Genomic DNA, 14234 nt, shown 5'->3' with positions numbered 1-14234 from the left:
GTGCGCGCGAGCCGGCCGCTTCCGGCGGCGGGACGCAGGGGGAGGGTGGCCTCGTGGCTCACCCCGCGGGGCCTGCCGGTCGGGTCAGGTCGCGTCGTCGTAGCCGTTGATCCGCTGGCGTCCGCCGTCGGCCTGTCCGGGCAGGGCGGCGGGGGCCGGGACCGATTCCAGCGCGCCGATGGGCGCGGGGGTCAGGTCCAGCTCGGAGGCCTCGTCGTCGCTCAGGCCCGCGTCGGGGTCCTTGCGCGCGCGCCGCCGGTCGTTGAGGAGACAGATGCCGAGGGCGATGAAGTAGAGGGCGACGATGGGCAGGGCCAGCGCCAGCATGGTCGGCGGGTCACCGGTGGGGGTCGCGAAGGCGGCGAAGACCGTGATGCCGAGGACCATGCCCCGCCACCAGCTGCCCAGCCGCTTGCCCGTGAGCACGCCGGTGAAGTTCAGCAGGATCAGCAGCAGCGGCAGTTCGAAGGCCAGACCGAACACGATCACCATGCGGCTGACCAGGTCGAGGTAGTCGTCGACCGGCAGCAGGTTGCGCGTGTGGTCGGGGGTGAACTCCAGCAGGATCATCGCGGTCTGCGGAAGGATCTTGTACGCGAGCACGGCGCCGGCCGCGAACAGCGGCGCGCCGACCGCGACGAAGCTCCGCGCGTACTTCTTCTCGTGGCTGTGCAGCCCGGGGGCGGCGAACGCCCACAGCTGGTAGAGCCACACCGGCGCGGACAGCACGACACCGGCCATGAGCGAGACCTTCAGGGCGATCGAGAACGCGGAGATGAGGCCGTTCACGGTCATGTCGGCGCAGGGGCGGCCGTTGCGCTGGGTCACGACGCCATTGGTACAGCCGACGGAGTCCAGCATCGGCTTCAACAGGAAGTTGATGATGTCCCTGTAGAAGAAGGCGGCCACGATGGTGATCAGCAGGATCGCCAGGACCGACTTCAGCAGGCGGTTTCTCAGCTCACGCAGGTGCTCGACAAGAGGCATCCGCCCTTCGGCGTCCTTGTCCGCTTTCCCCTGCTTGCGGGCAGACTTGAGCAACCCACGTCCCTTGTCTCGTTGCAGATGACTGGCGTGTACGGCGTGCGTCAGCCCTGGGCGGTGCGGTTCGTCTCGCTCACCGGCCGGGCGCTGGTGACGTCACCGGGCGCGGCCTGGATGGTGCGCGGGGCGACGGGCTGCTGGCCGGCCTGGTCCGCGACGGTGGCGGCGGGCGCGTCCTCGGCCTCGCCGTCCTTCTTCATGGCCTTGGCCTCGCTCTTGAGGATGCGGGCCGACTTGCCGAGGGAGCGGGCCATGTCGGGGAGCTTCTTGGCGCCGAACAGCAGGATGATGACTCCGAGAATGACGAAGATTTCCCAACCCCTGAGGTTGCCGAACATAGGTATCTTCCTTTTCTCCGAGGTTCACAGCACACCGGACGGGCGCCTAGGACTGTCTCTACCGAGGATCGTAACCCCAGGGGGTTAACGCCCGGCAATCCCCGGGCGTCCCCCCGCTTGCGTCCAGGCCGGTGGCCTATGGCCTGTTCCTGCGCGTTCGTCCCGCTTCCAGGAGGGTTCTGAGGAGGTGCGGCTTACGGGCGCACGGCGTGGCCCGCCCGGGCCAGGTCGGCGGCAGCCCGTTCGAGGTCCACCGACGCGTCGGTGATCCGGCGGCTGGCCTGCGCGACCTGGCCGGACAGTCTGCGCACCTCCACGTGGACCCGTACGGCCAGCACGGCGAGCACGGCGACTCCGAGGAAGCCCAGGGCAATTGCGAACATCGGCCACAGCATGGGGCGAGCCTAGGCCACCCGCCGGGTCAGATGCTGCGCAGGGTGCTCACGCCACCGCCGGTCAGCAGTTCCACGATGCGCTCACCGGCCGGTTTGCGGACGGCGGCGCCGCATTCAGGACACGTGAAGGAGTAGAAGGTGGCCCGCCGGCTGCCGCCGATGGCCAGCCGCAGGGCGCCCGCGTCCAGTTCGAAGCGGGCGCGGCAGTCGGGACAGGACGCCTTGAAGGCGACGGGCCCGGACGTTGGCGACATCGACCGCGTTCCCCTCAGACCTGTTCCCCGTACCCCGCGAGTGCCTCCCGGGCGGCGCTGCGCGCACTGTCCGCCAGCTCTGCGGGAGCGACGATGCGCCCCTCGCGGCCCAGCCGCAGCGCGAGCCGGCGCAGCGAGGCCGGATCCGGACTGCGCAGCGTGATCCGAAGGCCTCCGCCGGCCAGCTCCTCCGCGCTGTCGTGCGGGTAGTACTCGGCGACCCAGCGCCCGCCCGGCCCCACCTCGACCACGACCTCCGGGTCCTCGGCGGCCGGCTGGACCAGCCCCTCGGACAGGTCGCGCGGCTCGATGGCGGGCGGCTCGGCCCGCTCGTCGAGCAGCCTGATCTCCGCGACCCGGTCGAGGCGGAAGGTGCGCCGGGCCTCGGACAGGTGGCACCACCCCTCCATATAGGTGTGGCCGACCGCGAAGAGACGGATCGGATCGACCGTGCGTTCGGTGAGCTCGTCGCGTGCGGGCGAGTAGTAGCGCAGCCACAGCCGCCGGCGCTCCGCGATGGCCCGGTCGACGTCCGCGAAGACCCCGCCCTCGGACTCGAAGGTCACCGACAGCCGGGCGCTGGCCCCGGCCGCCTCGCCCGCGGCCGCCTCCAGCTTGGCGGTGGCCCGCAGCAGGGCGTCCCGGTCGCTCTCGCGCAGCCCGGGCAGGGTCGCCACCGCGCGGGCGGCGACCAGCAGCGCGGTCGCCTCGTCGGCGGCCAGCCGCAGCGGCTCGGCAGTGGACTCCCCCGAGGCGTCGGGATTGCGCCACCAGATGCGCTCCCCGTCGGTGTCGATGTCGAGCAGGTCGCCGCCCCGGAAGCTGGTCCCGCACATGGGCAGCACGTCGAGGTCCGAGATCAGCTCGTCCTCGGTGATCCCGAAGGCACGCGCGACGTCGGCGACGTGCGCCCCGGGGCGCTCGCGCAGATAGGTCACCAGGGACAGCATCCGGCGGGTCTGGTCGATGGCGTTGGCAGCCATGCTGGTACGTCTCCCCCTCAGGGCACGTCTGTGGATGTCGCTGTACTTCGGATGGTGCGGCGGCCGGGGTGGTACGACGGCCGGATCGGGGCGGTGGCGGATCGGGACGGTGACGGATCGGGACGGTGACGGATTCGGCGGGGCGGATCGGCGGGGCGGATCGGCGACGGCCGCCGCCCCCCGCTCAGGCTCCGGCGACGGCCCGCAGCCGGTCCACCACGTCCGCCCGCAGGTCGGCGGGCCCGACCACGACGACGTCGGGCCCGAACTCCACGAGCCAGGCGTCCAGCCCGTGCCCGTACGGAATCTCCAGCTCGTCCCAGCCGTCCCCGCCCTCGCACACCGCGGTGGCCTTGGCCCGCAGCGGGTAGCCCGCCCCGGCCCGCAGCCGGATCAGCGCGGAGCGGTCCGCGCTCTCCCCGGCCCAGCTCGCCACGGTCTCCCGCACGGTCACCACGTCGGGCACCTCCGCGGTGTACCTGGCCGCGCGCGAGCGGACCTTGCCGGTGATCCGGGAGAGCCGGAACACCCGCTCCGCCCCGCGGTCGCGGTCGTATCCGGCCAGGTACCAGTGACCTCGCCAGCACTCCAGCGCCCAGGGCTCCACCTGACGGGTCTCGGGCCGTGCCGCAGTGGACTTGCGGTAGTCGAAGACCACCGGCCGACGGTCCCGGCAGGCCAGCATCAGCGGCTCGAAGGCCGCCTCGTGGACCGGGATGCGCGGCTCGATGGCGCTGTGCTGCCCCTCGTACGGGTCGCCCGCCTCGGGCATCCCGCCCGCGCGCAGCTTCTGCAGGGCGCCGCTGGCGGCTCCCGCGAGGCGCGCCTGCTGCCAGACCTTGGCCGCCAGCCCCAGGGCGGCGGCCTCCTCGGCGTCCAGGGAGACGGGGGGCAGCCGGTTGCTGTCCCGGCGGGCCAGATAGCCGGTCTCGCCCTCCAGGTTCTCGACCGTCTCGATGACCAGGCCGAGTTCGCGCAGATCGTCCTTGTCCCGCTCGAACATGCGGTTGAAGGACTCGTCGTTGCCGGCCTCCATGTAGGCCTCGATGGAACCGCGCAACTCGCGCTTGCTGAGCGGCCGGCGGGTCCCCAGCAGACACAGCGCCAGATTCATCAGCCGCTCGGCCTTGGCAATCGCCATCGACGCCCTTCCCCCGATCTCCACACACACACTCGTGACCGTTGACCGTACCGCCCCGGCGCCCCCCGGCAAAAAGCGAGGGCCCCCGCCGGACGGCGGGGGCCCCTCTGCTGCTCGCGGATTCCCGGATCAGCCGACCTTGACCAGGTCGCAGACGAAGATCAGCGTCTCGCCCGGGGCGATCGCACCGCCCGCGCCGCGCTCCCCGTAGGCAAGGTGGGCGGGGATCGTCAGCTTGCGGCGGCCGCCGACCTTCATGCCCTGCACGCCCTGGTCCCATCCGGCGATGACCTGGCCGACACCGAGCTGGAACTGGAGCGCGGAACCGCGGTTCCAGGAAGCGTCGAACTCCTCACCGGTGGAGAAGGCCACACCCACGTAGTGGACGGAGACGCGGTCCCCCTTCTTGGCCTCCTCGCCGTCGCCGACCCAGATCTCCTCGATCTTGAGGTCCTTCGGGGCTTCGCCCTCGGGGAAGTCGATCTCGGGCTTCTCGAGCTTGTCGCTCACGGCACTGCTCCTCATGCGTACGAAACGGTCAACCGGAACAGTCTTACATCACCGCGAGGATGTCGAGGCTGAAGACCAGCGTCGACTTGGCCGGGATGGTGCCCTGCTCCTTGTCCCCGAAGGCCATGTCCGGCGGGATGACCAGCAGGATGCGGCTGCCGGCCTTCTTGCCGATCAGGCCTTCCTTCAGGCCCGTGACCGACAGCTCCGACAGCGGCCAGGTGACCGTCTGCCCGCTGGTGTACGTGCTCTCGAAGGTCTTGTCGTCCTTCCACGTCTTGCCGTGGAACTTGACCACGACGGTGTCGGTGTCCTTCACCACCGCGCCGTCGCCCTCCAGGACGTAGCTCGAGACCAGCTTGGCCGGCTCCGCGGTGTCCTTGGGGACGGTCACGGAGACTTCCTTGCCGTCCGTGTTCGTGCCGACCTTGGGCAGGTCCTTGTTGTCCTGGGCGACCTCCTTGCCCGTGGCCGAGGCCTGGACGGTGGTGCCCTTGAGGATGTCCACGACGAAGACCAGCGTGGCGTTCGGCTTGATCTTCTCGCCCGAGCCCTGGGCCCCGTAACCGAGCTCCGGCGGAATCACGAGCTCGACGCGGCTGCCGACCTTCTGCCCCTCGAGGCCCTGGTCCCAGCCCTTGATGACGCCGCCGGCGCCGATCGTCAGGCCGAACGGCGCGGGCCGGCCGAAGCTCTGGTCGAACGGCTCCGTGCCGTCCCACACCTGGCCGTAGTAGTTGACCTGCGCGATGTCGTCCTTCTTGAGTACCTGGCCGGTGCCCTCGCTGATGGTCACCACCTTCAGCTCCTTGGGCGGCGCGCCCTTCCCCTTCGACAGGGTGGGCGTCTCCCCGAACTTGGCACCCTTGGTGATCGCGGGCGCCCCGTTCTTCATCTGGGCGGAGTCGGAGCCGCTGTCGTCGCCACACGCTGCGGTCGTCAGCAGCAGAAGGGGTACGACAAGCAGGCCGGCAAGTCGGCGCACGGGTTCCTCAGATCTCAGACGGCAAGGCGGTCGCCCGCCACTCTAAGCCGTGCACAGGGCCCCGTACGAGATCTGTACGGGGCCCTGGCGAGGAGTGCGATGTCACACCGCAGCGCTACATGCCGGCGATCAGCTTCTCCACCCGGTCGTCCACCGACCGGAACGGGTCCTTGCACAGCACCGTCCGCTGCGCCTGGTCATTGAGCTTCAGGTGCACCCAGTCCACCGTGAAGTCCCGCCGCTGCTCCTGCGCCCGCCGGATGAAATCACCCCGCAGCCGCGCCCGCGTCGTCTGCGGCGGCACCGACTTGCCCTCGAAGATCTTGAGGTCGTTGCAGATCCGCGCCGCCTGCCCCTTGCGCTCCAGCAGGTAGTACAGCCCGCGCCGGCGATGGATGTCGTGATACGCGAGGTCTATCTGAGCCACCCGCGGATTCGACATGGTCATGTTGTGCTTGCCCCGGTACCGCTCGATCAGCTGGTACTTCATGACCCAGTCGATCTCGGTCCCGATCCGGTCCAGGTCCTCCGCGTCGATCGCGTCGAGCGTGCGACCCCACAGCTCCAGCACCTGGTCCACCACACCGGTACGGATACCCCGGCGCTCGGCGAAGTCCACCGCCTTGTCGTAGTACTCCCGCTGGATCTCCAGCGCCGAGGCCTCCCGGCCACTCGCCAGACGCACCTTGCGCTGACCCGTGATGTCGTGGCTGACCTCGCGGATCGCCCGGATCGGGTTCTCCAGGGTCAGGTCCCGCATCACCGTGCCCGCCTCGATCATGCGCAGCACCAGGTCGGTGGCCCCGACCTTCAGCAGCATGGTCGTCTCGGACATGTTCGAGTCACCCACGATCACGTGCAGCCGGCGGTAGCGCTCGGCATCCGCGTGCGGCTCGTCCCGGGTGTTGATGATCGGCCGCGAACGGGTCGTCGCCGAGCTGACACCCTCCCAGATGTGCTCGGCCCGCTGGCTCACGCAGTAGACCGCGCCCCGAGGGGTCTGCAGGACCTTGCCGGCGCCGCAGATCAGCTGCCGCGTGACAAGGAACGGAATGAGAATGTCCGCCAGGCGGGAGAATTCCCCGTGCCGGGCCACCAGGTAGTTCTCGTGGCAGCCGTACGAGTTGCCCGCCGAGTCGGTGTTGTTCTTGAAGAGATAGACGTCGCCCGCGATTCCCTCCTCGTGCAGGCGGCGTTCGGCGTCGACGAGCAGTCCTTCGAGAATGCGCTCGCCTGCTTTGTCGTGCGTGACCAGCTCGGTCACGTTGTCGCATTCGGGAGTTGCATATTCCGGATGCGAACCCACGTCGAGGTACAGGCGGGCGCCGTTCCGCAGGAAGACATTGCTGCTGCGGCCCCATGACACAACACGGCGGAAGAGGTAGCGCGCCACTTCGTCAGGAGACAGTCGGCGCTGTCCCCTGAACGTGCACGTGACGCCGTACTCGTTCTCCAGCCCGAAAATGCGGCGGTCCATGACTGAACATTACGCCTTCTGCCCTCTTCTGAAACCGGGAACGGGAGCGCCGTTTCGATCAGTTCCCACGAGCGGGCCGATTCACCGGGCCGCCGAGCCCTCCGACGCACCGCCACATGGCCGCCTCCACACCGCCCCCGCACCGCCTCCCCACCCGCCCATCAGCCCCCCGACGCAGCCCCGGACGGCACCTCACGCGCATCGCCCGACGCCCCCTCAGACGAACCCGCCACGGCGCGGCTCGGCCCCGCAGTTGCCAGCACCCGCTGAGTGACCATCAGCACCAGCAGGGCCGCACCCCCCGCGACGCTCGCCACACCGAAACTCGCCGCCGTACCACCCAGCTCCACCACCGGACCCGCCACCGCCGTACCGATGGCCGCACCCACCCCGAAGAACGTCACCAGCCACGAGAACGCCTCCGTCACCGTCCCCGCCGGAGCGTGCCGGTCCACCACGATGAACGCACACGCGAGAGCGGGCGCCAGGAACACACCCGACAGCGCCGCGAGCACCGTCATCGCCACCGGACCCGGCGTCAGCATCAGCGGCAGATAGCAGAGCGCGAGCAGCGCCACCAGCAACCGCAGCCGCCGCTCCGGCGCACCCGCCCACCGCCGGGCACCGTAGAACACGCCACCGATCAGCGCACCCAGCCCGAGCGCCGCCATCAGCCAGCCGTACACGGCCTGATTCCCGTGATCGTCCGCGTACGCCACACCGGCCACGGTGATCGACCCCAGCGCCGTACCCACGAAGAAGAAGGCACCCAGCAACGCCAGCAGCCCCCGCGAACGCAGAGCGCCCAGCCAGTGCGCCTCCCGCGGCGCCGAACGCCACGCGCGGGACGGCTCGCTGACCACGACCGAGAGCGCACCCAGCACCCCGACGGCGTTGAGGGCCAGCAGCGCACCCGCCGGCGACCACACCGCCACGAACAGCGTCACCAGCAGCGGACCGACCGTGAACATGACCTCCTGGGCCACCGCGTCCATCGCGTACGCGGCGTGCACCCTCTCCTCACGGCCCCCCAGCACCCCCGGCCACAGCGCCCGCAACCCGCCCTCCAGCGGCGGCGTGAACAGCCCCGCCACGACCACCGCGGCGTACGCGGCCGCCACCGCCCCCGTACCGGCGAGCGCCAGCCACACCATGCCCAGCGCCGACACCACGGCCGCCGGAAGCTGCACGCGCGGCTGCCCGAACAGGTCCACGGCCCGCCCCAGCAGCGGCTGCCCCACCGCATTGGCCAGCCCGTACGCGGCCGCCAGCGCCCCCGCAAGGCTGTAGCTGCCGCCCTCGGCACGCGTGAACAGCACGATCGCGATCGGCGCCGTGGCGTTGGGCAGCCTGCCTATGAGGGTGCCCACCAGCAGCCTCGCGGCGTGCCGGGTCCCCAGCAGCTCCGCGTATCCCGCAGCCATCTCCGCCCCCTTCTGCCCGGATCCCGCCGGGGTAATACGTATAACGTGACTCGTCATACGTACCATAGCCACAGTCCACGGGTCCACCCCACAGACCCCTCCACCACCCCCGACCTCGCACTTCAGGAGCCACCTGTGACGAGACCCACCAGTCGCGACGTCGCCACCGCCGCCGGTGTCTCCCAGGCCACCGTCTCCCTCGTCCTCGGCGACAAATGGCCCGGCCGCGTCTCCGAACGCACCGCCACCCACGTGCGCGAAACCGCCACCCGCCTCGGCTACCGCCCCAACCTCGCCGCCCGCAACCTCCGCCTCGGCTCCACCCGCACCGCCCTCCTCGTCGTCCCCGCCCTCACCAACGAATTCTTCGCCCGCGTCTACACCGGCGCCGCCCGCGTCGCCGCAGAACACGGCTTCGGCGTCGTCCTCTACCCCTCCCCCGACGGCACCGGCCCCGCCCGCGACCCCTTCGCCTCCGCCCGCGCCGCCCTCGACGGAGTCATCGCCTCCTCCATGGCCGCCGACGCCCTCCGCGCCATCGGCGGCGACACCCTCCCCCTCGTCATGCTCGACAGCGACCCCACCGCCCACACCGCCGCCGCCCACGTCAACCTCGCCATCGCCGACGGCATGCGCCAGATCACCACACACCTCCTCACCCACGGCCACCGGCGCTTCCTCCACCTCGCCTCCGCCGTCGACTCCTGGACCTTCGACACCCGCGCCGAAGCCCTGACCGCCCTCCTGGGCCCCGACAACGAGCTGCGCACCGTATGCGCCCCCCTCACCGTGGAAGGCGCCCGTACGGCCACCGAGGCCGCCCTCACCACGCCCCTCACAACCCCCCGGGACCGGCCCACGGCCATCGTCTGCGACGACGACATCCTCGCCGCCGGCGCCTGCAAAGCCGCCCGCCGCCTCGGCCTGCGCATCCCCGAAGACCTCTCCGTCACCGGCTTCGACGACCTCGCCCTCGCCACCGCCGTCGAACCCGAACTCACCACCGTCCACCTCCCCGCCGAACGCGTCGGCGAACAAGGCATGACCGCCCTCCTCGCCGTCCTCGAAGGCACCCCCTGGACCGCCCCCGACATCCCCGTCCGACTCATCCCCCGCGGCTCCACCGGCCCCGCCCCCACCCCCTGAACCCCGGACCCCTCAACGCGCACCCCCGGACACGACGAAGCCCCGGCCCACCGCGAACGGCGAACCGGGGCTCCGATATCTGCGAGGCCCTACGAGGTCCTACTCCGCCTCGTCCTCCGGAGCCTCCTCATTCGACACGGCATCCGCCTGGGCCGCCGCCGGCACATTCGCCTCCAGCAACCGCGCCAGCTGCCGGCCGCGAATCCGCTTGAACTTCCGCTGCTGCGCCCGCGTCCGGTCCAGCACCGCAACCTCCAGCCGCTCGGCCGGAATCGTCTTGTCCGCACCGTTCGCCTGACTCGACAACGCCTGCACCGCCAGCTTCAACGCCTCGGACAGGGTCATCCCGTCCTGATGCCGCTGATCCAGGAACGTACTGATCTGCTCGGCATTACCGCCCACCGCGACCGAACCGTGCTCGTCCACGATCGACCCGTCGTGCGGCAGCCGGTAGATCTGGTCCCCCGCAGCCGTCGCACCCACCTCCGCGACGACCAGCTCCACCTCGTACGGCTTCTCACCCGCACTGGAGAAGATCGTGCCGAGCGTCTGCGCGTACACGTTCGCCAGCCCACGGGCCGTCACATCGTCACGGTCATAGGTGTACCCACGCAGATCCGCGTACCGCACACCACCGATCCGCAGGTTCTCGTACTCGTTGTACTTGCCGGCGGCCGCGAAACCGATCCGGTCGTAGATCTCACTGAACTTGTGCAGCGCACGGGACGGGTTCTCACCGACGAACACAATGCCGTCGGCGTACTGCAGCACGACAAGGCTGCGACCGCGGGCGATGCCCTTCCGGGCGTATTCCGCCCGGTCGGCCATGGCCTGCTGGGGTGACACATAGAACGGAGTCGACACCGGTAGTCCGTCCCTTTCTTCTGGGCGACGAGGAGACGAGGAGTGATCAGAGCAGGGCCGCGCGCGGCCCGTCGGGCTGCTCCATGCGCCGCTCGGTGATGGCCCGCGCGAGCTCCGAGGACTCCACCTCGCTGAGCCTGCGGAAGCCCTCGTCGGTGATGACGGTGACGATCGGGAAGATCCGGCGGTACAGGTCCGGGCCACCGGTCGCCGAGTCGTCGTCGGCTGCGTCGTACAGGGCCTGCACGACGAGTGTGGTGGCCTGCTGCTCCGTCAGGTCGTCGCGGTACAGCTTCTTCATGGAACCGCGGGCGAAGATCGAGCCGGAACCGGTGGCGGCGAAGCCGTGCTCCTCGGAGCGGCCGCCGGTCACGTCGTAGGAGAAGATCCGGCCCTTCTCCTTGGCCTCGTCGTACCCGGCGAACAGCGGTACGACGGCCAGCCCCTGCATCGCCATGCCCAGATTGCTCCGGATCATGGTGGAGAGCCGGTTGGCCTTGCCCTCCAGGGAGAGGGTCGTCCCCTCCACCTTCTCGAAGTGCTCCAGCTCCAGCTGGAACAGCTTCACCATCTCCACGGCCAGACCGGCGGTACCGGCGATGCCGACGGCGGAGTACTCGTCCGCAGGGAACACCTTCTCGATGTCCCGCTGCGCGATCATGTTCCCCATGGTCGCCCGCCGGTCACCGGCGAGCACGACCCCGCCGGGGAAGGTGGCGGCCACGATGGTCGTCCCGTGCGGCGCCTCGATCACACCGTCCGGCAGCTTGCGGTTGCCGGGCAGCATGTCGGGCGAGTGCGCCCCCAGGAAGTCCATGAAGGACGACGACCCCGGCGTCAGGAAGGCTGCCGGTAGACGCCCTGTGCTACGAGTGTTGGGTTCCACAGGTTTCCTTCCACGTAAGCGGCTGCACGCCTCATGACGTCCGGCCGATCCTTGAACTGCCCCAGGGCTGCGTTACAGCTGAAGCACAGTACGCCTCGGACCTTACCCGTCTGATGATCGTGATCAACGTGCTCTGCCGGAGCCTTCTGACAGATCACGCAGACCCCGCCCTGAGCGGCGATCATCTCGTCGCGCTCAGCCTCGGTGATGCCGTACGAGCGCTTCAAGTGCCCCGCCCGGCCCTGGATGGCCCTGCACGCCTTGCACCGGGTGGATAAGCCGTCGGACGCTGATGCGTTCTTGTGCCACTCACTGTGCGGCTTGACCTCACCACACAGCCGGCAGAGCTTGTGGCCGGCCGGACGGGACATCCACCTTTTCTTTGACGACCTTGCCACTAGCAGCCTGGCGGCGTCGGTAGTGCGCGGCACTGTACTCAGCCACGCACTCACGACAACTCGGCTGAAGGCCGTCGCCACGATTACGGTCTAGGGCGAACCCGCTCAGTAGCACGTCGCGACTGCAGCCGCGACACCACTTCGTTCCATTGGACATGGAGCCAATGCTCGCGAGTTCACCTTAGATTCGAAGGCTATTCGCCGCCTTTTTGTACGAAACTCCGAACGAAATCCTCGGCGTTCTCTTCGAGTACATCGTCAATCTCGTCAAGTACGGAGTCGACGTCGTCGGAGAGCTTTTCCTGGCGCTCCTTGAGGTCGGTCGATTCCTCGACCGCCGCCTCCTCGACCTCCTCGGTCGAGCGCGTCGCCTTCTGCTGTCCGCCGCCGGTGTCCTTGGTCGCCATGTCTACCTCACCCCGCTCGGTTCGCACGCTCACGTCGAGAGACCCCGGGATTCGGGATCTCTCAAGATCAGACCCTACGCCGGACCCTACTAGGAGGGTCCGACATTCGTCCCCGTACTTTCACAGTCCGGTTCTCTTCATGATTCCCGCACCGGGGCCCTTTCAGGCCCCGAAGGCACCGCTCACTGCCCCGAAAGCACCCGCACCAGGTCCTCCGCCGTGCGGCAGCGGTCCAGGAGCTCCTTGACGTGGTTCCGAGTGCCCCGCAGGGGTTCCAGCGTCGGGACCCGCTGGAGCGAGTCCCGGCCCGGGAGGTCGAAGATCACCGAGTCCCAGGAGGCCGCGGCCACATCGTCCGCGTACTGCTCCAGGCAGCGGCCGCGGAAGTAGGCCCGGGTGTCCTCCGGAGGCTTGCTCTGGGCCCGCTCGACGGCCGGCTCCTCCACCAGTCGCTTCATCTTGCCCCGGGCCACCAGCCGGTTGTAGAGGCCCTTCTCGGGCCGCACGTCCGCGTACTGGAGGTCGACCAGGTGCAGCCGCGCCGCGTCCCAGCCGAGCCCGTCCCGGCGCCGGTAGCCCTCCAGGATCTCCCGCTTGGCGATCCAGTCCAGCTCCCCCGACAGGCTCATCGGGTCGCTCTCCAGCCGGCCCAGCACGTCCTCCCAGCGGACCAGGACGTCCTTGGTCTGCTCGTCCGCGTCGGAGCCGAACCGCTCGTCCACGTACTTCCGCGCCAGCTCGAAGTACTCCATCTGGAGTTGCACGGCGGTCAGCGTCCGCCCGCTGCGCAGCGTGATCAGGTGCTTGAGGTCGGGGTCGTGTGAGACCTGGTGGAGGGTGCGTACGGGCTGGTCGACGGCGAGGTCGACGTTGATGAACCCGTCCTCGATCATGGACAGGACAAGTGCCGTCGTGCCGAGTTTCAGGTACGTGGAGATCTCGGAGAGGTTCGCGTCGCCGATGATCACGTGGAGCCGGCGGTACTTCTCGGCGTCCGAGTGCGGCTCGTCCCGGGTGTTGATGATGGGCCGCTTCAGGGTGGTCTCCAGGCCGACCTCGACCTCGAAGTAGTCCGCGCGCTGGCTGATCTGGAAGCCGTGCTCGCGGCCGTCCTGGCCGATGCCCACGCGTCCCGCGCCGGTCACGACCTGTCGCGAGACGAAGAAGGGGGTCAGGTGGCGCACGATCTCCGAGAAGGGGGTTTCCCTCTTCATCAGGTAGTTCTCGTGCGTGCCGTAGGAGGCGCCCTTGTTGTCGGTGTTGTTCTTGTAGAGGTGGATCGGCTGGGCGCCGGGCAGCTGGGCCGCCCGTACGGCGGCCTCGGCCATGATCCGTTCGCCGGCCTTGTCCCAGAGCACGGCGTCGAGCGGGTTGGTGATCTCCGGCGAGCTGTACTCGGGGTGCGCGTGGTCGACGTAGAGCCGTGCGCCGTTGGTGAGGATGACGTTGGCGAGGCCGATGTCCTCGTCGGTGAGCTGGCTGTTGTCGGCGGCCTCGCGGGCGAGGTCGAAGCCGCGGGCGTCCCGCAGCGGGTTCTCCTCCTCGAAGTCCCAGCGGGCGCGTCGCGCCCGGTGCATCGCCGCCGCGTAGGCGTTGACGATCTGGGACGAGGTGAGCATGGCATTGGCGTTCGGGTGCCCCGGAACGGAGATCCCGTACTCCGTCTCGATCCCCATTACTCGCCGTACGGTCATGCGGCCCTCCTTGCCCGGCGGCGCTCCCCTTCGGGAGCGGCGCTCAAGTACCGCTGGTGCTCCGGTGCGTGTGACTGTGCGGTGCCCGTCCCCGCACTGCGCGGCCGGCGGTACGGAAGAGCCTAGAACCACTGCGCGCTCGTGGGGAGATCATTTCCGTCATTGAATCCGCCCTGTCACCGGCTGAAAAGCGGCCGGTAAAGCAGTCGGGTAAAGCAGTCGGCTGCGGATGCCCGGGGAGGGGATACCCACCCCCCCCCCCACACAGCTGTATATTATAAAAAAAAA

At 69.5% G+C, this 14234-nt stretch carries 16 protein-coding genes; 1 reads left to right on the top strand and 15 read right to left on the bottom strand.

Annotated elements, in window-relative coordinates; all coding sequences use genetic code 11:
- Positions 1–84 precede the first annotated feature (84 nt).
- The 10 genes from tatC to ACWGIF_RS36240 all read right to left on the bottom strand — a co-directional run bounded on the left by tatC (position 85) and on the right by ACWGIF_RS36240 (position 8551).
- Positions 85–1041: a twin-arginine translocase subunit TatC gene (gene tatC / locus ACWGIF_RS36285; RefSeq protein ID WP_453503930.1), complete on the bottom strand. Its 957-nt coding sequence runs from the start codon at positions 1039–1041 to the stop codon at positions 85–87.
- A 47-nt stretch (positions 1042–1088) separates the two neighbouring features.
- Positions 1089–1382: a Sec-independent protein translocase subunit TatA gene (tatA, locus tag ACWGIF_RS36280; protein WP_453503928.1), complete on the bottom strand. Its 294-nt coding sequence runs from the start codon at positions 1380–1382 to the stop codon at positions 1089–1091.
- Positions 1383–1576: 194 nt separating this feature from the next.
- Entirely contained in the window at positions 1577–1777 is a 201-nt protein-coding gene (locus ACWGIF_RS36275; protein WP_453503926.1) for a hypothetical protein, read from the bottom strand.
- Positions 1778–1803: 26 nt separating this feature from the next.
- Positions 1804–2031: a CpXC domain-containing protein gene (locus ACWGIF_RS36270; RefSeq protein ID WP_327261670.1), complete on the bottom strand. Its 228-nt coding sequence runs from the start codon at positions 2029–2031 to the stop codon at positions 1804–1806.
- Positions 2032–2045: 14 nt separating this feature from the next.
- Positions 2046–3014 carry a helix-turn-helix transcriptional regulator gene (locus ACWGIF_RS36265; RefSeq protein ID WP_453503923.1) on the bottom strand — a complete coding sequence of 323 codons (969 nt, stop codon included), beginning with the start codon at positions 3012–3014 and terminating at the stop codon, positions 2046–2048.
- 184 nt (positions 3015–3198) lie between these two features.
- A complete protein-coding gene (locus tag ACWGIF_RS36260; RefSeq protein WP_453503922.1) occupies positions 3199–4155 on the bottom strand; it encodes a helix-turn-helix transcriptional regulator in 957 nt (318 codons plus the stop codon).
- 129 nt (positions 4156–4284) lie between these two features.
- Positions 4285–4680, bottom strand: coding sequence for an FKBP-type peptidyl-prolyl cis-trans isomerase (locus ACWGIF_RS36255; protein WP_453503920.1), 396 nt, complete (start codon positions 4678–4680; stop codon positions 4285–4287).
- 28 nt (positions 4681–4708) lie between these two features.
- Positions 4709–5650 carry an FKBP-type peptidyl-prolyl cis-trans isomerase gene (locus ACWGIF_RS36250; RefSeq protein ID WP_453503918.1) on the bottom strand — a complete coding sequence of 314 codons (942 nt, stop codon included), beginning with the start codon at positions 5648–5650 and terminating at the stop codon, positions 4709–4711.
- 115 nt (positions 5651–5765) lie between these two features.
- Entirely contained in the window at positions 5766–7127 is a 1362-nt protein-coding gene (gene pafA / locus ACWGIF_RS36245; RefSeq protein WP_031153848.1) for a Pup--protein ligase, read from the bottom strand.
- Positions 7128–7288: 161 nt separating this feature from the next.
- A complete protein-coding gene (locus ACWGIF_RS36240) occupies positions 7289–8551 on the bottom strand; it encodes an MFS transporter (protein WP_453503916.1) in 1263 nt (420 codons plus the stop codon).
- Between the two features lie 135 nt (positions 8552–8686).
- Here ACWGIF_RS36240 and ACWGIF_RS36235 point away from each other — a divergent pair, with 135 nt between their 5' ends.
- Complete coding sequence (locus tag ACWGIF_RS36235) at positions 8687–9697, top strand: LacI family DNA-binding transcriptional regulator (RefSeq protein WP_453503914.1); 1011 nt, start codon at positions 8687–8689, stop codon at positions 9695–9697.
- A gap of 99 nt (positions 9698–9796) precedes the next feature.
- Here ACWGIF_RS36235 and prcA read toward each other — a convergent pair whose 3' ends face one another.
- The 5 genes from prcA to dop all read right to left on the bottom strand — a co-directional run bounded on the left by prcA (position 9797) and on the right by dop (position 13946).
- Positions 9797–10561: a proteasome subunit alpha gene (gene prcA, locus ACWGIF_RS36230; RefSeq protein ID WP_326591974.1), complete on the bottom strand. Its 765-nt coding sequence runs from the start codon at positions 10559–10561 to the stop codon at positions 9797–9799.
- 46 nt (positions 10562–10607) lie between these two features.
- Entirely contained in the window at positions 10608–11447 is an 840-nt protein-coding gene (gene prcB, locus ACWGIF_RS36225; protein WP_453503912.1) for a proteasome subunit beta, read from the bottom strand.
- Entirely contained in the window at positions 11399–11632 is a 234-nt protein-coding gene (locus tag ACWGIF_RS36220; protein ID WP_453503932.1) for an endonuclease VII domain-containing protein, read from the bottom strand. Before ACWGIF_RS36220 ends, prcB begins: the two co-directional genes overlap by 49 nt.
- Before the next feature lie 407 nt (positions 11633–12039).
- Entirely contained in the window at positions 12040–12252 is a 213-nt protein-coding gene (locus ACWGIF_RS36215) for a ubiquitin-like protein Pup (RefSeq protein ID WP_030233608.1), read from the bottom strand.
- A 182-nt stretch (positions 12253–12434) separates the two neighbouring features.
- Positions 12435–13946 carry a depupylase/deamidase Dop gene (gene dop / locus ACWGIF_RS36210; protein ID WP_453503910.1) on the bottom strand — a complete coding sequence of 504 codons (1512 nt, stop codon included), beginning with the start codon at positions 13944–13946 and terminating at the stop codon, positions 12435–12437.
- Positions 13947–14234: the final 288 nt, after the last annotated feature.

This window comes from Streptomyces sp. NPDC054849, from assembly GCF_053610945.1.
The sequence above is the reverse complement of the archived record's forward strand: the minus strand, read 5'-3'. Positions and strand labels throughout refer to the sequence as shown.

Coding starts and splice junctions, on each gene's coding strand:
- ACWGIF_RS36275 (WP_453503926.1), bottom strand. CDS start 1,777: ATGCTGTGGCCGATGTTCGCAATTGCCCTGGGCTTCCTCGGAGTCGCC.
- ACWGIF_RS36215 (WP_030233608.1), bottom strand. CDS start 12,252: ATGGCGACCAAGGACACCGGCGGCGGACAGCAGAAGGCGACGCGCTCG.
- ACWGIF_RS36270 (WP_327261670.1), bottom strand. CDS start 2,031: ATGTCGCCAACGTCCGGGCCCGTCGCCTTCAAGGCGTCCTGTCCCGAC.
- ACWGIF_RS36260 (WP_453503922.1), bottom strand. CDS start 4,155: ATGGCGATTGCCAAGGCCGAGCGGCTGATGAATCTGGCGCTGTGTCTG.
- pafA (WP_031153848.1), bottom strand. CDS start 7,127: ATGGACCGCCGCATTTTCGGGCTGGAGAACGAGTACGGCGTCACGTGC.
- dop (WP_453503910.1), bottom strand. CDS start 13,946: ATGACCGTACGGCGAGTAATGGGGATCGAGACGGAGTACGGGATCTCC.
- tatA (WP_453503928.1), bottom strand. CDS start 1,382: ATGTTCGGCAACCTCAGGGGTTGGGAAATCTTCGTCATTCTCGGAGTC.
- ACWGIF_RS36265 (WP_453503923.1), bottom strand. CDS start 3,014: ATGGCTGCCAACGCCATCGACCAGACCCGCCGGATGCTGTCCCTGGTG.
- ACWGIF_RS36220 (WP_453503932.1), bottom strand. CDS start 11,632: ATGATCGCCGCTCAGGGCGGGGTCTGCGTGATCTGTCAGAAGGCTCCG.
- ACWGIF_RS36255 (WP_453503920.1), bottom strand. CDS start 4,680: ATGAGGAGCAGTGCCGTGAGCGACAAGCTCGAGAAGCCCGAGATCGAC.
- ACWGIF_RS36240 (WP_453503916.1), bottom strand. CDS start 8,551: ATGGCTGCGGGATACGCGGAGCTGCTGGGGACCCGGCACGCCGCGAGG.